Source organism: Citricoccus zhacaiensis (genome assembly GCF_014645315.1).
GTDB lineage: Bacteria > Actinomycetota > Actinomycetes > Actinomycetales > Micrococcaceae > Citricoccus > Citricoccus zhacaiensis.
This window is the reverse complement of the sequence record NZ_BMLQ01000007.1, coordinates 151,827-172,412: the sequence shown is the minus strand read 5'-3', so window position 1 is coordinate 172,412 and position 20,586 is coordinate 151,827. Positions and strand designations below refer to the sequence as shown.

Below are 20,586 nucleotides of genomic sequence, written 5' to 3'. Positions count from 1 at the left end.
GAGGGTCCTGCCGGTGGCGGCCCGGGGCGGGGGTGCCCCGGGCCGCCCGGTGCAGTACAGGTGCACTGCACCTGCACTACAGAGCGGTGCTCTGGCCGGTCAGCGGCCGCTGGTTCCCGTACCGTCCGATCCGCCGTCGGTACCCGCATCACCGTCGGAGCCGGTGCCGATGGCCCTGGCCTTGCGGAACACCATCAGCATGGCGACCACAACGACGAGGACCCCGCCGATGGCCGCAGGCCAGACCCAGCCGGCCACGGGACCGGAGGGCGCCTGGCTGTCGTCTGCAGTGGCCTCGCCCGACGCCGGGTCGGTGGCCGCGGTGCCGGGTTCGGCGGTGGCCGCCGTGGTCGCAGAGGCCGCAGCATCCGCGGGGGCGGTGCTGCCGTCGTCTGCCGTGGAGCCGGCACCATCGGTGCCAGTGCCGGCATCACCCGGCGTGGCGTCCGAGGAGACCGGCGCGTCCGGGTTCGGCACCCCGCAGTCCTCCGGGACGGCCGCTTCGGGCGCGGCGGGGTCCTCGAGGGTGAACTCGTACCCCTTCTCCTCGGAGTGCCCATCCGAATACACGACGCGGTAGTCCACCGTGTATTCGCCGTTGGGCAGGCCCTCGCACAGGGCGGCGGTGAGGTTCGGGCCGGTGACCTGGGCTTCGCCGTCCTGCCACTGGTGGCCTTCCTCGTCCGTGACCGTCACGAGGTTCTGAATGCCCTGGCCGGTGGTCAGGTTCCCGGAGAATTCCAGGCCGATCTCGGCCGGGGCCTCGATGACGGCGGTGCCGGCCGCCGGGGTGGCGGACAGCAGCTGGTCATGCGCCGCCGCCGGGGTGGCCGTGGCCAAGGCGAGCAGCGCGGCGGCTGAGAGGGCTGCCGTGCCGGCGCCGATGCCGCGGGCGCGCTGGGTGCGCGGGGGTCGTGCAGGGGTGGTGGTTCTGTGAGTGTTCATGGTGTCCTTCACAGCCCGGGCCGAGAACGGCACCGGGCAGGGGTCTGCCGGATGGAGGGTGAGGTTTCCCTGGCCGGCAGATCGGTGGACGATCAGGCGGCCAGGGCGAACTCCGGCGGACCACGCAGACGTGGCGATGCCAGCAGCACCTCATCCGGCCGGTGGACCACTCGGACAGCGCGGACGGTGACTCGGCGGACCGGGACGGTCGGGACCCACCGGGCGAGCCGGGCGCCCGGGGACCGCAGCACGAGCCCGACGGCGAGTTCCGCCACGCGCGCCGCGAGCAGTTCCCCGCGGCGCAGGACCAGCACGGTCCCGACCGCGGCCAGCACGTGGGCAAGGACCATCGCCGCAGAGAACGTGGTGAGGGCGTCGTCGGCGACGGCGGGGCCCGGCAGTCCGGCCAGGGGGCCAGGGCCGAGATGGCCGGCATGGTGGGCATGGCCTGCAGCCGACCTCAGCCTGCTGAGGGCGCCGGCGTCGGCGGGCACGGCGGCGATGGAGTAGAGCCAGTGGAAGAGCAGTTGGCTGGTGCCCACCCCGGAGGCCAGGCGCCACCAGGACAGCCGGCGCCCGGCCAGGGCGGTGCAGAGGGGGCCGGCCAGCGCGAGGGTGAGGATCCAGACGATCGGTGCCGGGCCGGCGTCGTGCACGTGGTCTGGGACGTATCCGTGCGCGGGCAGATCAGCCGAGCGGGTCGAGACGGACGCAACGGTGTGGGATCCGGCGGCCCAGAGGGTGGCGACGGCGGCGGCAGCCCAGCCGCGCAGCAACCGGGCCGGGCCGCGAACGGGGGCGGCGCGAGGCGCAGGGTACCGAGCATGGTGTGTGGTCACCGTGCACCTCCCTGGCGTCGAGCGCTTGGACCGACCTCTATGCTACGTGGATTCTACCGGCTGTAGAAAACTGCCCGGCTGAGCGGAAGGAAGGTCCGAGGCCGAGGACTTAACCGACGAAGGCGCCCCACCGTGTGGAGCGCCTTCGTCGATGGCCGGGCGGCCGGACCCGTGCGGGCCACGGCCGGGGCCGTCCTGGATCACTTGCCGGTGGCAGCAGCCTTCAGCTTGGAGCCAGCGGAGATCTTGACCGAGTGGCCGGCCGGGATCTGAATGGTCTCGCCGGTCTGCGGGTTGCGGCCGGTGCGGGCAGCGCGGTCGGTGCGCTCGACGGCGAGCCAGCCGGGGATGGTGACCTTCTCGCCCTTGGAGACCTGGGCGGAGAAGATCTCGAAGACGGCATCCAGCACACCGTTCACGGCGGCCTGGGAGTTGCCGGTCTTCTCAGCGGCGGCGGCGACAAGTTCACTGCGGTTCATAGCCATGTGTCCTCCTGGACTTGGATGATGGTTTTCATGGCCCGAACCGATCAGATCCGGGCACGTGCTTCGAAAGCTACCACCCGGAAGCGCGGAAACACGCCGTGGAAGCCTGTAAACACGCGGATTCTGGGCGATTTCCCACAAATTTCCGCCTCCAAGGGCCCTCACAGCGGCAAAGGACCCTCTCCGCAGAGGAGAGGGCCCTTCATCTCGTGGGGCGTGACCAGCGCTGCTCGGGACCCCGGGGGTGGTCCCGGCAGGTCAGGAGGCGCGGTTCTGCAGGCGCTGCTTCAGCATTTCGCTGCCCTGGTCACCGGCCTTGCGGTTGTTCTCCTGGATCTTTCGGAACCACTCCGCCAGCTCGGTATCACCGGCCTGCTCGGCGTCGCGGGCGTAGGTCTCGGCCTGGAAGACCATCTTCAGGGACGCCTCCAGGACTGAGATCAGGTCGTAGTTGGGATCCTTGACGGGACTCTGGGGTTCGTTCGCCATGCTTTCCTCTCCTCCTGATGGGGTATCGGAATGCCAGTGCCAGCGGAGCCGGCAACTCCTGGCGTCTCCCACGCTAGGGGTGACCATATCCAGACTCAACCCTGCACGTTCGCCGCACCGGGATGAAGACAAGAGGGGCTCAGAACGGCCGAAGGGGGTGGCAGACCCTACGGTCTGCCACCCCCTTCGGATGGTGTGCTTGGCGCCGGAAGGCACCGTCACCGGGCCAGAGGCCGGCGGGCTGTCACCGGATAGACGTCACCAGGACGACTTGGTGATGCCCGGCAGCTCGCCACGGTGGGCCATGTCGCGGAAGCGGACACGCGAGATGCCGAACTTCTGGAAGGTACCGCGCGGGCGGCCGTCGATGGCGTCGCGGTTGCGAACACGCACCGGGGAGGCGTTGCGGGGCAGCTTCTGCAGGCCCACGCGGGCGGCCTCGCGCGCTTCATCAGAAGCGTTCGGGTCGACCAGGGTCTTCTTCAGCTCCAGGCGCTTCTCGGCATAGCGGGCAACGATGACCTTACGCTGCTCATTCTTGGCAATCATGGACTTCTTGGCCATGCCTCAGCGCTCCTCTCGAAATTCGACGTGCTGGCGTGCAACCGGATCGTACTTCTTGAGCACGATGCGGTCCGGGGTGTTGCGGCGGTTCTTGCGGGTCACATAGGTGTACCCGGTGCCGGCGGTGGACTTCAGCTTGATGATGGGACGTACGTCCTTGTCCTTGGCCATGTCAGAGCTTCACTCCCTTGGCGAGCAGATCGGCGATGACGGCGTCGATACCGCGCACGTCAATGGTCTTGATGCCCTTGGCGGACAGGGTCAGCGTCACGTTGCGGCGCAGGGACGGAACCCAGTAGGTCTTCTTCTGGATGTTCGGGTCGAACCGGCGCTTGGTGCGACGGTGCGAGTGGGAAATGCTGTGGCCGAAACCTGGCCCAGCCCCGGTTACCTGGCAGTTTGCTGCCATGATCACTCCTCGTTGCAAGTAGTAGTAAAAGAACGGGCGGAACCCGTTGTGAAGCCTCCGGACGAACCGGGCGCTCCACGAGTCCCGCCACCAGTTGTGACACCGCGCTCTTACTGCGACTTTCCGAAGGGGTAACCAGGCTGGGTGAGATCCAACCGAAGTGCCCTATATCGCGGGGGAAGACGGTGAGTCCCCAGCCGGCCCCGGTGAAGGCTGGCCGGAGATCCGGTTACGGGAAGCACGTTGTTTTCCGATGTTCTGGCGACCCCTGCGGAACACGGGCACACCACAACTCAACGCGGCTTAACGCCGTTCCATCTTAGGGCACAGTCCCGCATCGTTCAAACCAGAGGACTACCGCCGGCCAGCCGGCCAGCCGGGCAGGCGCCGGCCAGCCGTATCGCGGCAGTCAGGCGAGGCGAGGCCCGTCAGGCGGGCCGGGGCTTGTCGTTCGCCAGGGCCGGGTCCCGGAAGACCCAGTGCTCCGGGTCCAGATGCGCGAGGATCTTGGAGCCGATCCGGCCCAGGTCGGCCAGGTCGCGGTCATCCAGGCTGTCCAGCAACCGCGCGCGCACGCTGGCCACGTGGTGGGGGGCCAGGCGGACGATCTCCGCCATCCCCTCGTCCGTGACGACGGCCATGGTGACCCGGGCATCCTCGCTCGAAGGGCTGCGCCGCATCAGGCCACGGCCTTCAAGCTTGCGGGCCACATGGGAGAGCCGTGACAGGGAGGAGTTCGTGCGGGCGGCCAACTCGCTCATCGGCAACGCCTCCCCGCTCTCCGAGAGCATGGCCAGCACCTGGTACTCGAAGAAGCTGACGGTGCCCTCCACCTGAAGGTCTGCCTCCAGGGTGGGCATGAGCTGCATGTGGGTGGCCACGAAAGTCAACCACGCCCGGCGTTCCGCGGCGGACAGCCAGCGGACGCCGTCGAGGCCGGTCTCCGCGGAGGACTCCGGGCCCCGGGCCGCCTGAACAGAATCTCTCACGGGGTCCATGATGCCATGGTGCCATTCCGCCGGCCGGTCCCGGTGCGCATCACGCCACGTGAACCGGGCATCCCTGTCCATACTTTTCCTGTTCGCACTGGTCCGCACTGGTCCGCACTTGGTCGCATTTGCCCGCACAGATTCGCCCTGGGTCGCATTCGCCCCCCACAGGCCCGCCGCCGCGGTGGATCAGGCATGCTGGTGGATAGGAGTGTCCCCGAACACATCACGATGGCCACACCGTTTGCCACACTGTTTGCCACACCATGATGCCCGCCAGCCAGTACCAGGAGAGTCGATGACCATTCAGCCCGTGTCCCCTGACCCGTCCATCAGTGAGGACCTGCTGGCCGCCGGCCGCAAGGCCTACGACCTCGACCGCGAGCATGTGTTCCACTCGTGGAGCGCACAGCGGACCATCACGCCGATGACGGTCGTCAAGACCGAGGGCCCCTATGTCTGGGACGGGCAGGGCCACCGGCTCATTGACTTCTCCTGCCAGCTGATCAACACCAACATCGGCCACTCACACCCGAAGGTCGTGGCCGCCATCCAGGAGCAGGCCGCGGACATCGCCACCATCAACCCTGCCCACGTCAACGCCGCCCGGTCCGAGGCGGCCCGGCTGGTAGCGGACGTGACACCCGGGGACCTGAACCACGTGTTCTTCACGAACGCCGGAGCGGACGCCGTGGAGCACGCCGTGCGGATGGCTCGGGTCCACACGGGCCGGCCCAAGGTGCTGTCCGCCTACCGCGCGTACCACGGGGGCACGGACCTGGCCTTCGCCCTGACCGCTGACCCCCGGCGGAATCCCGTCGACAAGGCGACGGCCGGCGTCGCCCATTTCATGCCCGCCTATCCGTACCGCAGCTATTTCCACTCGACCACCGAGCAGGAGGAGTCCGAGCGCGCACTGGCGCACCTGGAGCAGACCATCCTGCTGGAGGGGCCGCAGTCGATCGCGGCGGTGATCCTGGAGTCCGTCCCCGGCACGGCGGGGATCTACGTGCCGCCGGCAGGTTATCTGCAGGGGGTGCGAGAGCTGACCCGCGAGTACGGCATCCTGTTCATAGCGGACGAGGTCATGGTGGGCTTCGGCCGCACCGGCCAGTGGTTCGCGGTCAACCACTGGGGCGTGGAGCCGGACCTGCTGACCTTCGCCAAGGGCGTGAACTCCGGCTACGTGCCACTCGGCGGTGTGGCCCTCTCGGACGCGGTCTACGAGACCTTCGCCGAGACGCCCTACCCGGGCGGGTTGACGTACTCGGGCCACCCGCTGGCCTGCGCCGCGGCCGTGGCCACGCTGAACGCGATGCAGGACGAGGGCATGGTGGCCAACGCGGCCCGGCTGGGTGAGGAGATCATCGGACCGCGTCTGCGGGAGATCTTCGACGCGCACCCCTCCGTGGGAGACGTCCGTGGCCTGGGCGCCTTCTGGGCCGTGGAGCTCGTGAAGAACCGGGAGACCAAAGAGCCCATGGCCGCCTATGGCGGGTCCTCCCCCGAGATGAACGAGCTCGTGGCCGAGTGCAAGAAGCTGGGACTGTTGCCGTTCCAGAACATGAACCGCATCCACGTGGCGCCGCCCCTGAACGCCCCGGACGAGGTGGTGCGCCACGGACTGGACATCCTGGATCAGGCGCTGGCCGTCACCGACCGGTACGTCACCGGCTGAGCACAGGAGGCTCCCCACCTGGCGGCCCGGTGCGGGCCTGGCCGCCGGTCCGGGGCCCGGGGCGCAGCAGCGGCGGGAGCACCCCCATCAGCACCGCGATCACGAGGGCGGTGGCGCCGGTGATCCACCAGGCCACGTCCGTGGCCACCAGGACGTGGGCGATGAACGCCACGCAACCGGCCAGCAGCAGCCCCATGCCAGCCAGGCAGATCCGCACCACGCGGTCCCCCAGCGCCACGGTGCGGTTCTTGACCAGCCGGCCGAAGAAGCGCCGGTGGATCACCACGGGCAGCAGCATCAGGACGGTCAACAACACCGCCGTCACCAGCAGCGCCAGGTACCACCCCTGGAGATGGCTGGCCACCTCGGCGAACCGGGCCTGGAACGGCAACGTCATCAGGAACGCCGTGACGATCTGCGTCCCGGTCTGCATCACCCGCAACTCCTGGAGCAGGTCACTCCAGTTGCGGTCCAGCTTCTCCGCCGGCGTCTCATGCCGGAAGGCCGCCTCCGGGGACGAGCTCTCATCGGCCTGCGCCGGGGAGGCCCTCTCGCCGGCCGGTTCGGGACCCGGCGCCGCGCGGTTCACGAGATCTCCCAGCGCACCTCGTCAGGGGACTTGTCCTCACGCCAGCCCCGCCACGCGGCCTGGCGGACCCGGCCGGAACGGGTCCGGCCGGCCAGGGACACCTCGCCCACCAGGGACGGGGTGACCCACCAGGCGTCGGACCGGTCCTCGGCGGGCACGTCCGGCACCGGCGGGGTCTTGCGGTGCAGGCGCCGCAACCGGGATTCGGTCTCCGCCAGCTGGGTCGCCGAGAATCCGGTACCCACCCGTCCGGCGTATCGCAGCTCGCCCGTCTCGTCCGGCACGGCCACCAGCAGGGAGCCGATCCCGCCGGACCGGCCTCCCTTGCCCTCCCGGGCCCCGATGACCACGACCTCCTGGTGCTGTTGCAGCTTCAGCTTGATCCACGCGGAGCCGCGCCGCCCCGGCAGGTACAGGGAGTCCGTCCTCTTGGCGACCACTCCCTCGAGCCCGAGATCGCGGCTGGCCTGCTGGGCCCTCGCAAGCGTCCCGCGGTATCCCGGGGGCACGGACACCACGTCCCCGTTCCCGACGCCGGCCTCCAGGGTCTCCCGACGCTCACCATAGGGGGTGCGCAGGAGGGAGCGGACGTGCCGACCCGAGGCGCCCGGCGGCCCGAGCTGGAGGATGTCGAACACCAGATACCGCAACTCGATCCCCTCCGAATCGGCGGCGGACCGGTCGGTCTGACCAGCCCTGGCGGTCCGGGCGGCCCGGCCGGACCGGCCCCCGCGCCGCATTCCCCGGCTGGTGCGGCCGCTGACCTCCTGAAGCAGTCCGAAGTCCGGCCGGCCCTGGCCGTCCAGGGCCACCAGCTCCCCGTCGAGCACCATCCCGCCACACTCCTCCGCCGGACCGGTGAGCAGCTCGGTGAGTTCCTGCAGGGAGGAATAGTCGGCCGTCAGATCCTTGCCGTTACGGCTGGCCAGGACGACCTGCTCCGGCGTCACCCCGGCCAGGAGGCGGTAGCCGTCCCACTTCATCTCGTAGGACCAGTCCTCGTCCGCGGTGAGGTCGGAGGGCTTGCCGGAGGTGGCCAGCATCGGAGAAGGCAGGTCTGCCACCGTGAACGCGGCGTCCTCCGAACCCTTCGCGGCAGGTTTCGCAGTGGGCTTCTCGGCTCGTTTCTCGGTGGGTTTGGCGGTGGGTTTAGCGGTGGTCTTCGAGGAGTGGTGTGCGGTGTTCGCCTCCGGCTGGTCCTGCATGAGGTGGAGCAGCCAGTTGTCCTCCCCGCCCATGCCGGGGGCGTTGATCAGGGCGTAGCGCCGCGGCACCCCGCCGAGACCGCCGTCCGGCCGCCCGGACAACACGGCGATGACCTCCTTGCCCTCCCGCCACTTCTCGATCTCGATGGTCCCGGAGTCCCAGATGGTGACCTCCCCGGCGCCATACTCGCCCTTCGCGATGGTGCCCTCGAAGGTGCCGTACTCCAGGGGGTGGTCCTCGGTCTGGACGGCCAGGCGGTTGGTCTCCGTGTCCAGGGGCGGCCCCTTGGGCACCGCCCAGGACACGAGCACTCCGGAGTGCTCGAGCCGGAAGTCCCAGTGCAGGCGCCGGGCGTGGTGTTCCTGGATGACGAAGGTCGGCCGTTCGTCCTCGCCGAGCTGCCGTTCCACGGGCGCCTCCGCCGGCACCGGCTCGGCCGTCTTGGTCGCATCGCGCATGGACCGGTACTTCGCGAGGCGGTCGGTCGGACCATCGGAACTGTCCGCGCCGTCCGGTACCCAACCAAGGGGCGCCAGCGGGTCCTGGCCGTCGGCAACCCGCTCCAGCACCTCCCCGAGCTCCAGGTGCTGCAGGTCCGGGTCCTCCAATTCCGCCCAGGTGCGCGGCGCCGCCACCCAGGGACGGTCCCGCCCGCGCAGCGAGTAGGGAGCCACGGTGGTCTTGGACCCGTTGTTCTGGCTCCAGTCCACGAACACCTTGCCGGCGCGGCTGGCCTTGCGCATGCTCGAGATGACCTCGTCCGGGTGGTCGGCCTCCAGCGCCTTGGCCAGCTCATGGGCCACGGCGCTGATGGCGTCCGCATTGTGCTGGCCGTCCAGCGCGGCGTAGAGGTGGATGCCCTTGGACCCCGAGGTCACGGGAAAGGACTCCATGCCCATGTCCGCGAGGATGTCCCGGCACCAGCGCGCCACCTCGGCACAGTCGGCCAACCCCACGCCCTCCCCCGGATCCAGGTCCAGCACCAGGCGGTCCGGGTTGCGCGGCTGTCCGTTCCGCCCGAAACGCCACTGGGGAGTGTGCACCTCCAGGGCGGCGACCTGGGCAAACCAGGCCAGCACGGCCGGCTCATTGGCCAGCGGATAGGTGTTGGTGTGGTCGGAGTGCGCAATCCTGCCGGTCGGGATCCAGGACGGCGCTGAGTCCTCGAGGTCCTTGCGGAAGAACACCTGTCCGGGCTTCTCCGCCGTGCCCACGCCGTCCACCCATCGCTTGCGGGTGACCGGGCGCTGGGCCACCTGCGGTATGAGCACGTCCGCCACCGCGAGGAAGTACTGCATGACCTCGGCCTTGGTGGTGCCGGTGGCGGGGTAGAGCACCTTGTCGAGGCTGGAGACGGAGAGCTGATGTTCACCGACGGTGTAGGTCTGCCGCGCGGATCGTGCCATGCCACCTCTCCCCCCGGCTGCCGACAAGGGCCTATGCTGACGCCCATGAGAGCCATCTGGTCTGGATCTATCACCTTCGGCCTGGTGAACGTCCCTGTCAAGGCGTACTCGGCGGCGAAGAAGCACGACATCAGCTTCCACCAGGTCCACGACGCCGACGGCGGCCGGATCCGGTACCAGCGCCGATGCGAGGTGTGCGGGAAGAAGATCGACTACGAGCACATCGACAAGGCCTATGAGGACGGCGAGCAGACGGTCGTGCTGACAGACGAGGACTTCAAGTCCCTCCCGGAGGCGCAGAACGACGAGATCGAAGTGGTGCAGTTCGTCCCCTCGGACCAGATCGACCCCATCATGTTCGGCAAGAGCTACTTCCTGGAACCCCAGGGCAAGTCCCCGAAGTCGTACCTGTTGCTGCGGCAGGCCCTCGGGGACACCGACCGAACCGCCGTGGTGACGTTCGCGCTGCGCCAGAAGACCCGGCTGGGCGCGTTGCGCGTCCAGGACGATGTCCTGGTGCTCCAGTCCATGTACTGGGCAGACGAGGTCCGGGAAGTCGATTTTCCCGCGACCCGGTCGCAGGCCAAGATCGGCACCAAGGAGAAGAAGCTGGCAGCGGCCCTGGTGGACCAGTTCGCCTCGGATTTCACGCCCGAGGAGTTCGAGGACACCTATCAGGTGGAGTTGCACAAGCTCGTCGACGCCAAGCTCGAGCAGGGTGAGTCTCTGGATACGGCCGCCACGTTCGGCGACGTCACGGAGGAGACGGAAGGTGAGGATGCCGAGGTCATCGACCTGATGCAGGCCCTGAAGGCATCCCTGGACAAGAAGCGGGGCGGTCGCAAAGCGGCTGGCGGCAGATCCAGCAAGGGCACCGGCAAGACGTCGGGTTCGAAGTCCAGCACCACGTCGGGGGGCACGTCACGAGCGAAGTCGAGGACGAAGTCCGGGACCAAGTCGGATTCGAAGTCCGGCGCCAAGTCCGGAACGAAGTCCGGGGCCACATCCGGTTCGAAGTCCACGACGTCGTCCCGCAAGTCGTCGTCCGCCTCGTCGGCGAAGCGTCGCAAGAGCGCCTGACATGCCCCGGCTGACGGCGTCGGTTCCGGGCAGCGGCGGCTACACCCGCCGTCGGTCGGGTACCGGCTTCAGCTATCGCGGCGCCAACGGCCGCCGCATCACCAGCCCCAAGACCCTCGAGCGCATCCGGGGCCTGGTCATCCCGCCGGCCTGGACCGAGGTCTGGATCGCCGCCTCGGAGAACGCCCACATCCAGGCCACCGGGATCGACGACGCCGGCCGGAAACAGTACCTCTACCACCCCCAGTGGCGTGCGCGGCGGGACGCAGAGAAGTACGAGCGTGCCCTGTCCTTCGCCGAGGCCCTGCCCGGTCTGCGCCGACGCGTCACGCGGGACCTCCGGCCGGGTACGTCGGCCTCCGACGACGCTGGCGGGGCAGGAGCCCGCGACGGGAATGGCGAGGTGAGCGGCCAGCGTCGGGCCCTGGCAGCGGCAGTGCGGCTGATGGACCGCGGTGCCCTGCGGGTGGGCGGTTCCGAGCACACCGGCCAGCTGGAGGCCTTCGGCGCCACCACCCTTCAACGCCGGCACATGGACGTCGTCGGCGCCGATGTCCACCTGGTGTTCCGCGGCAAGTCCGGCAGCGAGTGGGACGTGACCCTGCGGGATGCAGATCTCGCGGAGTTCCTCGCCGGCGTCCCGGCGACTCCACGCAAGGCCCCCGCCCTGGCCTATCCGGTCCAATCCGGCCGTCGCCGGGAATGGAAGGGGGTCTCGGCGGCGGACGTGAACAACTATTTGACCGAGATCGCCGGGCTGGAGTTCACCGCGAAGGACTTCCGGACCTGGCAGGGCACGGTGGCAGCGGCGCGGTCCCTGGCCCGCTCGCACCGGGCGGGAGTCACGTCCCCGGAGGCCGTGAAGATCGCCGTCCAGGCCAGCGCGGACCTGCTCCACAACACGCCCACCGTGGCCCGGGAGTCCTACGTGGACCCCCGGGTGGTGGACCTGTTCGAGCGGGGACGGGTGATGAACCTGGACCGTCAGCCGGACCGTGCGCTGCTGCAGCTGCTCACCGGAGCGGACCAGCCGGATCGGGACTAGTGGTGGCGCAGCTTCTCGATCAGTTCGTCCTTGCGGAGGTCCGAGTAGCCGGAGAGGTCCAGTTCCTTGGCGCGGTCCTTGAGCTCCTCGACGGTCCAGTCCTCGTAGGACCCTGAGTCACCGCCGCGCTCGCCCACCTCGGAGCGGCCGTCTCGGGCGGCGGCGTTCGAGATCCGGGCCGCCTTCTCCTTGCTGGCCCCGTCCTCGCGGAGGGCTTCGTACATCTCCTCGTCCTTGATCTGTGGGGCGTCGGATTCCTTGGATGCGTTCTTCTTGGCCATGGGGCCAGTCTGTTCCCGCAGAGCGGTCCGTTTCAACAGCCGCCTCGCGCTGACCCGCGCTGATCCGCCCTATTCTCGGCCCGGAGGCTCCTCCGGCCCCCGGTCATCCTCGGATCGCCCTCCGGTGATCCTCGCTGATTGTTGAACAATGCATTGCCAGGATTGTTGAACAACCTGTAGTGTTCCCACAGATTCGATCGGTGACCCGCATCACGCGCCCCCTGGAAGGACCCCATGACGGAACCCATGCAGGATCCCGCACTCGCGAACGCCCCGGCAGCTCGGAAACGGCGTCCGAGAAACGCCCAGCGCACGGCCCTGCTCGGTGCCATGTTCCTCATGGCGACCAGCGCCATCGGGCCGGGCTTCATCACCCAGACCACGACGTTCACGGTCCAGCTCGGCGCTGCCTTCGCCTTCGCCATCCTGATCTCGATCCTCGTGGACATCGCCGTCCAGCTGAACGTCTGGCGCATCATCGGCATCTCCGGACTGCGCGCCCAGGAACTCGGCAACAAGGTCCTGCCGGGCATCGGCTGGTTGCTCGCGGCCCTGGTCTTCGCCGGCGGCCTGGTCTTCAACATCGGCAACATCGCCGGGACCGGCCTCGGGGCCAATGCCATGCTCGGCGTGGACCCGAAGATCGGCGGCGTGGTCTCCGCGGTGGTCGCCATCCTGATCTTCCTGTCCAAGCGGGCCGGCATGGCCCTGGACCGAATCGTCGTGATGCTCGGTGCCGTGATGATCCTGCTCATGCTCTATGTGGCCGTCGTCGCCGCGCCGCCCGTCGGAGAGGCCCTGAGGAACACGGTCATGCCGGAGACCGTGGACATCCTGGTCATCACCACCCTGGTGGGCGGGACCGTGGGCGGCTACATCACCTACGCCGGCGCCCACCGCATGATCGATTCGGGCATCCGCGGCCCGGGTGCCGTGAAGGAGATCACCCGCACCTCCGTCCTCGGCATCATCGTCACCGGTGTCATGCGCGTGCTGCTGTTCCTGGCGATCCTCGGCGTGGTGGCCGGCGGCGTGGCACTGACCAGTGACAACCAGGCGGCCGAGGGGTTCCAGCACGCCGCCGGCGAGATCGGGCTGCGGATGTTCGGCGTGATCCTGTGGGCCGCCTCGGTGACCTCGGTGATCGGCGCCTCCTACACCTCGATCTCCTTCATCACGAGGACGGACGGCAACCCCCGCCGCCGCAACCTGCTCACCGTGGCCTTCATCGCCGTCTGTGCCGTGATCTACGCCTTCCTGGGTCAGGCTCCCCAGACCCTGCTGGTCTTCGCGGGGGCGTTCAACGGCCTGATCCTGCCCATCGGCTTCGCCGTGCTGCTGTGGGTCGCCCTGCGCCGCCGGGACCTGTTGGGCGGCTACCGCTACCCCGTGTGGCTCATCGTCATCGGGGTGATGGCCTGGGTGGTAACGGTGTTCCTGGCCGTCTATTCCTTCGCCCCCGCCATCGAGCTGCTGACCGGAGCCTGAACCCTATGACCGAGAACCTCTCCACCCTCTCCCCCGCCGAGGCCCGGGCGCGCTTCCGCGCCGGGCTGGTACGGCCGACGTCGGGCATCTCCGCCGGCTATGCCCAGGCCAACCTGATCATCGTCCCGGCGTCCCACGCCTTCGACCTGCTGCTGTTCGCCCAGCGCAACCCCAAGCCCATGCCCCTGCTCGGCGTGCTCGACGCCGGCCAGGTCACCTCGGACCTGCTGACCGGCGGCGACATCCGCACGGACGTCCCGCGGTACGTGGTCTACGAGGACGGGGTCCCGGTGGCGGAGCCGACCGAGATCACCGACTGGTGGCGGGACGACCTCGTGACGTTCATCGTCGGCTGCTCCTTCACCTTCGAGGCGGCGCTGGTGGCCGGTGGCGTGCCGGTGGCCCATCAGCAGCAAGGGGTGAACGTGCCGATGTACCGCACCTCGACCCGATGCGCCCCGGCCGGGAACCTGGCCGGGCCACTGGTCGTCTCGATGCGGCCGGTCCCGGCGTCCCAGGTGGCCGACGCCGTCCGGATCACCTCCCGCTACCCCGCGGTCCATGGGGCTCCCGTACACGTGGGGTCACCGCACGAACTCGGGATCGAGGACCTGTCCCGCCCGGACTTCGGAGACCCGGTGGAGATCCCAGCCGGTCATATCCCGGTCTTCTGGGCCTGCGGCGTGACCCCACAGGCGGCCGTCATGGAGTCGCGGCCCCCGCTGGCGATCGGCCACGCGCCCGGGCACATGCTCATCACCGACGCTCGGGATTCCGACTACCTGGTGCCCTGACCCCGGCGGACGCGCCGGGGTCAACGCTCGGGCCGGATCTGCCGGCCGGGTCAGAGGCCCCGGCGGTCCAGGTGGTCCAACAGTTCCGCCTCGGCGGTGTCCAGATACGTCCGCAGGGCGGCGGCGGCCTCCTCGCGGCGGCCGTCCCGCAGCATCCGGACCAGGTCACGGTTGTGCTCGGCGTACCCGGAGTGGAAATCGGGGGCATCGGACATCCGGTAGAACACCAGCCGCATCCGGGCCAGCGTCCGGTCCATGACCGTGGACAGGGTCGGCGAGCCGGCCATCGCCACGATCACCCCGTGCAGTTGCTGGTTCGCGTCCGCCATGCCGGGGACGTCACCGGCCGCGAGGGCGGCGAGCGCGCGCCGGACGATCTCGTCCAGCTCGGCCAGCGCCGGTGCGGTCAGCTCCCCCCAGAGCAGGGCGGCCGGCTCGATCATGCGGCGGATTCGGTAGATCTCCCGGATGTCCTCCGCATCCGGCTCGGCGACGAAGACTCCCCGGTTGGGCAGCCGTTCGACGATCAGCTCGTCCGCCAGCGTCCCGAAGGCCTCGCGCAGGGTGTTCCGGGAGACGGCCAGCTCGGCGGCGAGCCCCTGCTCCGCCAGCTTGGCCCCGGGCAACAACTCACCGCGGGAGATCCTGGTGCGCAGGACCTGCGCCGCCCACGCCCCCGTGTGCGCGTGCGCGGCACGCGCCGTGTGTGCCGGTGCCGGCGTTGGTGCTGAGGGCTCAGTCAAGGCGACCCAGTTCCTGCCCGCGCTTCACCGGGTTGCCCGGCTTGAGCCCGGCGCGGGTGAAGACACCGGCCGCCGGCGCGGGCACGGCGGTCTCCATCTTCATCGCCTCCAGCACCACCAGGTCCTCCCCGGCGGCCACCTCGGCCCCGTCCTCCACGAGCCACGTCACCACGGTGCCGTTCATCGGGGCGGGGACGACGCCGGCCCGCTTGCCTTCCGGGACGAGTCCCGGTCCACCGTCGCTCCCGGCGGTGTCCCCGCTGCCGCCGCGGCCGCCACTGCGCAGCGCACGAACCAATTCGGCGGGCAGGCCGAGGCTGACGGCCTTGCCGTCCACGGTCACGGTCATCTCGGTGCGTTCAGCCCCGGGCGTGGCGGCGGCCAGGTAGGGCGAGGCCTCCAGGTCCGCGGCGAAGGCCGACTCGATCCAGGTCGTGTGGACGCCGAGCCCATCCTGCGAGGTGAAATCCGGGTGGTCCAGGACGGCCTGATGGAACGGGACCACGGTCGGCAGGCCGCGGATGGCCAGTTCGCCCAGGGCCATCCGTGCCCGCCGGATCGCCTGCTGACGGTCCTCTCCCCAGACGATGAGCTTGGCGAGCAGCGAGTCGTACTCGGCCGGAACGGTGGATCCCGAGCGCACACCGGTGTCCACGCGGACTCCTGCACCGGTGGGCGCCTCGAAGGCCTCGACCGTCCCCGGGGAGGGCAGGAAGCCCAGGGCCGGGTCCTCGGCGTTGAGCCGGAACTCGAGAGCATGGCCGCGCGGGGCCGGATCCTCGCTCAGGGAGAGCCGCTCCCCCGCGGCGATTCTGAACTGCTCACGGACCAGGTCCACTCCCGTGGTCTCCTCGGTGACGGGGTGCTCCACCTGGAGGCGGGTGTTGACCTCGAGGAAGGAGATCAGCCCGTCCGGGGCCACCAGGTACTCGACCGTCCCGGCGCCGGTATAGCCCGCCTCGCGGCAGATGGCCTTCGCGGAGGCATGGATGCGTTCGAGCTGCTCCGTCGTCAAGAACGGGGCGGGGGCTTCCTCCACGAGCTTCTGGTTCCGGCGTTGCAGGGAGCAGTCCCGGGTGCCGACCACCACCACGGTGCCGTGGGTGTCCGCCAGCACCTGTGCCTCCACGTGCCGCGGCTTCTCCAGGAACCGCTCCACGAAGCACTCGCCACGGCCGAAGGCCGCCACGGCCTCCCGCACGGCGGAGTCGAAGGCGGACTCCACCTCCTCCATCCGGTGCACGATCTTCATACCGCGGCCGCCACCGCCGAAGGCGGCCTTGATGGCCACCGGCAGGCCGTGCTCCTCGGCGAAGGCCCGCACCTGAGCGGCGTCCTCCGCCGGCCCATCGGTTCCCGGGACCAGGGGCGCCCCGGCGTTGATGGCGATCTTCCGGGCGGAGACCTTGTCCCCGAGGGCACGGATCGCCGCTGGGGAGGGACCGATCCAGGTCAACCCGGCCTCCATCACGGCCTCGGCGAAATCCGCGTTCTCGGACAGGAAGCCGTAGCCCGGGTGCACGGCATCAGCCCCGGAACGCCGGGCGATCTCGAGCAGTCTGCCGATGTCCAGGTAGGTCTCCGCGGCGGAGGTGCCCTCCAGCGCATAGGCCTCGTCGGCGAGGTGCACGTGCATCGCGTCCGCATCCGGATCCGAGTACACGGCCACGGAGGTGAGTCCGGCATCCGTGCAGGCGCGGGCCACGCGCACGGCGATCTCCCCGCGGTTGGCGATCAGGACCTTGGTCAGGGTTCGGTGTGGGCTCATGGATCAGTCCTCTCGGGGACGGTCTCGGACGGGATGGTCTCGGACGGGGTGGTCAGCACGAAGCGGACACGTGCCCCGGGGGGCAGCTGGGCGGCCAGGGTCAGGTCCTCCGGAACCACGACCCCGATCACGGGATAGCCGCCGGTGACGGGATGATCGGCCAGGAACAGCACGGGCAGCCCGGACGGCGGCACCTGCAGCGCCCCGGTCACGGCTCCCTCGCTGGCCAATTCACCGTCCCTGATCCGCTCGAGGGGCTTGCCGGCATGCGACGTCCCGCCCGGGGCCACTGCGAGCCGCACGCCGATGCGGTTGGACTGGTCGGTCACGAGCCAGTCCTGGACGGCCAGCCGGTCCAGCCCGGCCGGGCCGAACCAGTCGTCGCGGGGACCGGGAACCACGCGCAACTCGGTCGTCGCCTCGGCCCGCGGCATCGGGCGCAACGGCGTTTCAGCGCTCCCGACGGCGGCACAGCGCGGCCCCGTGCCCACCGCGATGTCGGTGCCGGCGACCAGTGGGGCGGGCCCGAGCCCGGACATCGTGTCCGTCGAGCGGCTGCCGAGCACGACGTCGGCCTCCAGACCTCCGCGCACGGCCACGTAAGTGCGCAGCCCGGCCGTGGGCTCGCCGATCTCGAGGGTCTCCCCGTCATAGAGGGCGAAGGGTGCCCGATGGGCCACGACCCGGTCGGCAGGCAGCCCTCCGGCGATGGCCGTGATGACCGCCGGGGCCTCCGCACCGGCCAGCGCCAGGACCTGGTGTCCGCGTGCGCGCAGCCGCAGTCCGCCGAGCAGCGTCTCGATCACGGCCGCCGCCGGGGCGTTGCCCACGATCCGGTTGGCCTGCCGGGCCGAATCCACGTCCGCGGCACCGGCGGCGGAGACCCCGAGATCGCCGTGGCCCGGGCGGCCCAGATCCTGGATGAGGGACTGCAGTCCGGGGTGTTCGATGACCACCGCGGGACCGGTGCCGGGGGCCGTGGTGCCGGCCGGCGTCGTGCCGGGGCCTGTGTTTCCTTCCGCGCTGATGCGCGCGTGCTCGCGGACGGCACGGTAGCGGACGCGGTCCCCCGGGGCCACCAGCGCGGGCTCGGAACGATCCAGGTCCCACAGGGTGGCGTTGGTGCGGCCGATCAGTTGCCAGCCGCCCGGGGAGGTCCGGGGGTAGACGGCGGAGAAGCGTCCGGCCAAGGCGACCGAGCCGGCCGGGACCGTGGTGCGGGGGCTGTCGCGGCGGGGGATGTCCAGGGTGCGGTCCGGTACCCGATCCTCTGCCCGGCCGTCCGCCGGGTTGTCAGCCGAGTTGTCAGCCCGGCCGTCCGCCGGCACCAGGTAGGTGAAGCCGGGGGCGAAGCCGCCGAAGGCCCCGATCCATACGGTCCCGGTATGCCAGCGGATGAGCCCGTCCCGGCCCAGACCGGTCAGTTCGCCGACCTCGTCCAGGTCCTCGCCGTCGTAGACGACCTCGATCTCCACCAGGCCGCCCGTCTGCACGTCACCCTCCACGGGGCCCCACCTGCGCAGGACCTCCGCGGCGGACAGGGCCGCCCCGCGATGGGTGAAGGACAGCGCCAGGGTCTCGGCGGCGGCCAGGGCCTCGATCTGTCCTGGCAACGGTTCGGAGGTGAGGCGGGCGTGCAACGCCACGACGTCGGCCAGGGACCCGCACTCGAGGAGGAAGGCCCGAGTGCCGGACCAGCGGATTCCGCGCGGGCTGGCGCCTGCCACCGCGCGGTGGGTGCCGGGTGCGGTTCCGCTCACGCGAAGGAGCCGATTCGCACCCCGGCCCCCTCGAGGCCGGCCCGGACGGCGGCCGCCATCGCCACCGCCCCGGGAGTGTCGCTGTGAACGCAGATGCTGGCTGCCTCCACGCGGATCTCGGTGCCGTCCACGGCGGTCAGCGTCCCCTCGGTGGCGAGCCGGACCATGCGCTCGGCGACCAGCTCCTCGTCGTGGAGGACGGCGCCGGGCTCACGGCGGGAGACCAGGGTTCCCTCCGGGGTGTAGGCGCGGTCGGCGAAGGCCTCCGTCACCACGCGCATCCCCTCGGCCGAGGCGATCTCGGCGGCCACGGCTCCCGGCAGCAGGAGGAGCGGCAGCTCGGGATCGTAGGCCTTGACGGCGTCCACCACGGCTCTGGCGTGCACGGTATGGTGGACGATCGTGTTGTACAGCGCACCGTGCGGCTTGACGTACCGGACGGCGGTCCCGGCCGCATGGGCCATCGCCTCCAGGGCGCCGATCTGGTACAGGACGTCGTCGGCCAGTTCAGTGGGCGAGCAGTCGAGGAACCGGCGGCCGAAGCCGGCCAGATCCCGGTAGGCCACGTGCGCCCCGACCGTGATCCCCGCCGCCGCGGCATCCCGGCAGGTCTGCGCGATCACCGACGGGTCGCCGCCGTGGAAGCCACAGGCGACGTTCGCGGAGGACACCGAGCGGAAGATCGCGGCGTCGTCGCCCAGGGTGTACGAGCCGAAGGACTCGCCGACGTCACTGTTCAGGTCGATCTGTGCGGTGCTGCCCTGTGCGTTCACGGTGGTGACCTCCGTCTCTCTTCATGGTCACCCCAGCATGCCCCACAGTCAGCGATTGTTCAACAATCTTCCGTGGGAGGTGCGAAGCCGTCCGGGTCGAGCGATCAGTTGCGGGGTTCCACCCCAGTGGTCCGAGCCCGGACCGGGTCGGAATCCCGCAACTGATCACCCGGGGCGTCAGGAATGTGGCACGACGACGGCGCGGCCGGAGATCTTCCCGTCCACCAGGGCCTGGTAGGCCTCGAGGGCGCGGTCCATGGGGTACGTGGTGTACATCGGCTCCAGTTGGCCGGCCTTGAACAGGTCGACCACCTCGTAGAGCTCCTCGATGGTGCCCCAGTAGGTGCTGGTCAGCTCCACCTCATAGGGGGCGGTGAAGAAGGACCAGTCATAGGACCCGCCCGCGATCCCCACGATGGTGCAGCGGCCCTGGCGGGCCGTGGACTCCATGGCCGTCTTCACGGTCGGAGCCACGCCCACGAAGTCGAAGGCCGCGTCCACGCCTCGGCCGCCGGTGATCTCGCGGATCCGCTCGATCTGGCCTTCGCCGCCGGGCACCGTGACGGCGCCGAGCCTCTCGGCCTCGGCCATCGCCTCAGGCTTCATGTCCGTGGCGATCACGGTGGCCCCGGTGAGGGCCTTGAGGATCTGCACGCCGAGCAGGCCCAGCCCGCCCAGGCCGATGACCAGGGCGTACTTGCCGCCACCGTTGAGGTGCGGCAGGGCCAGCTTGATGGCGTGGTACGGGGTGAGCCCGGCGTCGGAGAGGGATGCCGCGGCCACCGGGTCGGCGTCGCCCAGGGGGACCAGGTTGCGGGCCGGCACGCGCACGTACTCGGCCATCCCGCCGTCGCGCCCGAGTCCCACCCCCATGTACGGCATCGTGGCGGCGTTCTCGCAGTAGGTGTCCTGGCCGCGCGAGCAAGCCCGGCAGTGTTGGCACCCGATGGGCCCGTAGACGAGGTAGGCATCCCCCTTGTTCAGACCTTCCACGCCAGGGCCGAGTTCCTCGATCCAGCCGGAGTTCTCATGGCCCAGGGTGAACTCCGGCCTCTGGGCGCCCGGGGCTCCCTCCGTGAAGTCCTGGAAGATCGCAACGTCGGAGTGACAGGCTCCCGCTCCGGCCACCTTGAGCAGGACCTCGCCGGGACCGGGAACGGGCTTCTCGACGTCCTTGAGCTCGGGGAAGGTCTGGTAGTTCTCAAACACGACGGCACGCACGGGTCCTCCTGAAAAGCGGGTTGGGCATGGTCCG

At 70.0% G+C, this 20,586-nt stretch carries 21 protein-coding genes; 5 read left to right on the top strand and 16 right to left on the bottom strand.

Translation table 11 applies throughout. The features are described from left to right. Positions 1–99: 99 nt before the first annotated feature. The 8 genes from IEX49_RS12655 to IEX49_RS12620 form a co-directional block, all read right to left on the bottom strand. Complete coding sequence (locus tag IEX49_RS12655) at positions 100–945, bottom strand: copper resistance CopC family protein (RefSeq protein ID WP_188806517.1); 846 nt, start codon at positions 943–945, stop codon at positions 100–102. A 92-nt stretch (positions 946–1,037) separates the two neighbouring features. Beyond that, the gene (locus tag IEX49_RS12650) at positions 1,038–1,784 is read right to left on the bottom strand and encodes a hypothetical protein (RefSeq protein ID WP_188806516.1); all 747 of its coding nucleotides are present in this window, start codon (positions 1,782–1,784) and stop codon (positions 1,038–1,040) included. A 200-nt stretch (positions 1,785–1,984) separates the two neighbouring features. Then, a complete protein-coding gene (locus IEX49_RS12645; RefSeq protein ID WP_115932098.1) occupies positions 1,985–2,269 on the bottom strand; it encodes an HU family DNA-binding protein in 285 nt (94 codons plus the stop codon). A gap of 258 nt (positions 2,270–2,527) precedes the next feature. After that, entirely contained in the window at positions 2,528–2,758 is a 231-nt protein-coding gene (locus IEX49_RS12640; RefSeq protein ID WP_188806514.1) for a hypothetical protein, read from the bottom strand. 258 nt (positions 2,759–3,016) lie between these two features. Then, the gene (gene rpsN / locus IEX49_RS12635; protein WP_115932099.1) at positions 3,017–3,322 is read right to left on the bottom strand and encodes a 30S ribosomal protein S14; all 306 of its coding nucleotides are present in this window, start codon (positions 3,320–3,322) and stop codon (positions 3,017–3,019) included. Between the two features lie 3 nt (positions 3,323–3,325). Beyond that, on the bottom strand, positions 3,326–3,493 hold the full coding sequence (gene rpmG, locus IEX49_RS12630) for a 50S ribosomal protein L33 (RefSeq protein ID WP_159552753.1): 168 nt from the start codon (positions 3,491–3,493) through the stop codon (positions 3,326–3,328). A gap of 1 nt (position 3,494) precedes the next feature. Next, complete coding sequence (gene rpmB / locus IEX49_RS12625; RefSeq protein WP_115932101.1) at positions 3,495–3,731, bottom strand: 50S ribosomal protein L28; 237 nt, start codon at positions 3,729–3,731, stop codon at positions 3,495–3,497. 428 nt (positions 3,732–4,159) lie between these two features. Further along, on the bottom strand, positions 4,160–4,648 hold the full coding sequence (locus tag IEX49_RS12620) for a MarR family winged helix-turn-helix transcriptional regulator (protein WP_373286733.1): 489 nt from the start codon (positions 4,646–4,648) through the stop codon (positions 4,160–4,162). A gap of 370 nt (positions 4,649–5,018) precedes the next feature. Here IEX49_RS12620 and IEX49_RS12615 point away from each other — a divergent pair, with 370 nt between their 5' ends. Further along, positions 5,019–6,398, top strand: coding sequence for an aspartate aminotransferase family protein (locus IEX49_RS12615; protein WP_188806512.1), 1,380 nt, complete (start codon positions 5,019–5,021; stop codon positions 6,396–6,398). Here the strand turns inward: IEX49_RS12615 and IEX49_RS12610 are convergent. Beyond that, a complete protein-coding gene (locus IEX49_RS12610; RefSeq protein ID WP_188806511.1) occupies positions 6,388–6,987 on the bottom strand; it encodes a DUF6328 family protein in 600 nt (199 codons plus the stop codon). The genes IEX49_RS12615 and IEX49_RS12610 overlap by 11 nt on opposite strands. Continuing rightward, complete coding sequence (locus IEX49_RS12605; protein WP_188806510.1) at positions 6,984–9,599, bottom strand: ATP-dependent DNA ligase; 2,616 nt, start codon at positions 9,597–9,599, stop codon at positions 6,984–6,986. The genes IEX49_RS12610 and IEX49_RS12605 overlap by 4 nt, the downstream gene beginning before the upstream one ends. Before the next feature lie 45 nt (positions 9,600–9,644). On the opposite strand from IEX49_RS12605, the gene ku reads away from it, so the two are divergent. Both ku and IEX49_RS12595 read left to right on the top strand, forming a co-directional pair. Then, on the top strand, positions 9,645–10,679 hold the full coding sequence (gene ku / locus IEX49_RS12600; protein WP_188806509.1) for a non-homologous end joining protein Ku: 1,035 nt from the start codon (positions 9,645–9,647) through the stop codon (positions 10,677–10,679). Position 10,680: 1 nt separating this feature from the next. Next, complete coding sequence (locus IEX49_RS12595) at positions 10,681–11,724, top strand: DNA topoisomerase IB (RefSeq protein ID WP_188806508.1); 1,044 nt, start codon at positions 10,681–10,683, stop codon at positions 11,722–11,724. Here the strand turns inward: IEX49_RS12595 and IEX49_RS12590 are convergent. Continuing rightward, a complete protein-coding gene (locus tag IEX49_RS12590) occupies positions 11,721–12,005 on the bottom strand; it encodes a DUF7218 family protein (RefSeq protein WP_188806507.1) in 285 nt (94 codons plus the stop codon). The genes IEX49_RS12595 and IEX49_RS12590 overlap by 4 nt on opposite strands. A 246-nt stretch (positions 12,006–12,251) precedes the next feature. On the opposite strand from IEX49_RS12590, the gene IEX49_RS12585 reads away from it, so the two are divergent. Next, positions 12,252–13,493, top strand: coding sequence for an NRAMP family divalent metal transporter (locus IEX49_RS12585; protein WP_229672661.1), 1,242 nt, complete (start codon positions 12,252–12,254; stop codon positions 13,491–13,493). Between the two features lie 5 nt (positions 13,494–13,498). After that, positions 13,499–14,287, top strand: coding sequence for a putative hydro-lyase (locus IEX49_RS12580; protein ID WP_188806505.1), 789 nt, complete (start codon positions 13,499–13,501; stop codon positions 14,285–14,287). 50 nt (positions 14,288–14,337) lie between these two features. On the opposite strand, the gene IEX49_RS12575 is transcribed toward IEX49_RS12580, so the two are convergent. The 5 genes from IEX49_RS12575 to IEX49_RS12555 form a co-directional block, all read right to left on the bottom strand. Beyond that, positions 14,338–15,030 carry a GntR family transcriptional regulator gene (locus IEX49_RS12575; protein ID WP_188806504.1) on the bottom strand — a complete coding sequence of 231 codons (693 nt, stop codon included), beginning with the start codon at positions 15,028–15,030 and terminating at the stop codon, positions 14,338–14,340. Beyond that, a complete protein-coding gene (locus IEX49_RS12570) occupies positions 15,023–16,798 on the bottom strand; it encodes an acetyl/propionyl/methylcrotonyl-CoA carboxylase subunit alpha (protein ID WP_229672643.1) in 1,776 nt (591 codons plus the stop codon). The genes IEX49_RS12575 and IEX49_RS12570 overlap by 8 nt, the downstream gene beginning before the upstream one ends. Beyond that, the gene (locus tag IEX49_RS12565; RefSeq protein ID WP_229672641.1) at positions 16,795–18,558 is read right to left on the bottom strand and encodes a 5-oxoprolinase subunit B/C family protein; all 1,764 of its coding nucleotides are present in this window, start codon (positions 18,556–18,558) and stop codon (positions 16,795–16,797) included. The genes IEX49_RS12570 and IEX49_RS12565 overlap by 4 nt, the downstream gene beginning before the upstream one ends. After that, complete coding sequence (locus IEX49_RS12560) at positions 18,555–19,331, bottom strand: LamB/YcsF family protein (RefSeq protein ID WP_188806503.1); 777 nt, start codon at positions 19,329–19,331, stop codon at positions 18,555–18,557. Before IEX49_RS12560 ends, IEX49_RS12565 begins: the two co-directional genes overlap by 4 nt. Positions 19,332–19,508: 177 nt before the next feature. Further along, a complete protein-coding gene (locus IEX49_RS12555; protein ID WP_188806502.1) occupies positions 19,509–20,552 on the bottom strand; it encodes an NAD(P)-dependent alcohol dehydrogenase in 1,044 nt (347 codons plus the stop codon). Positions 20,553–20,586: the final 34 nt, after the last annotated feature.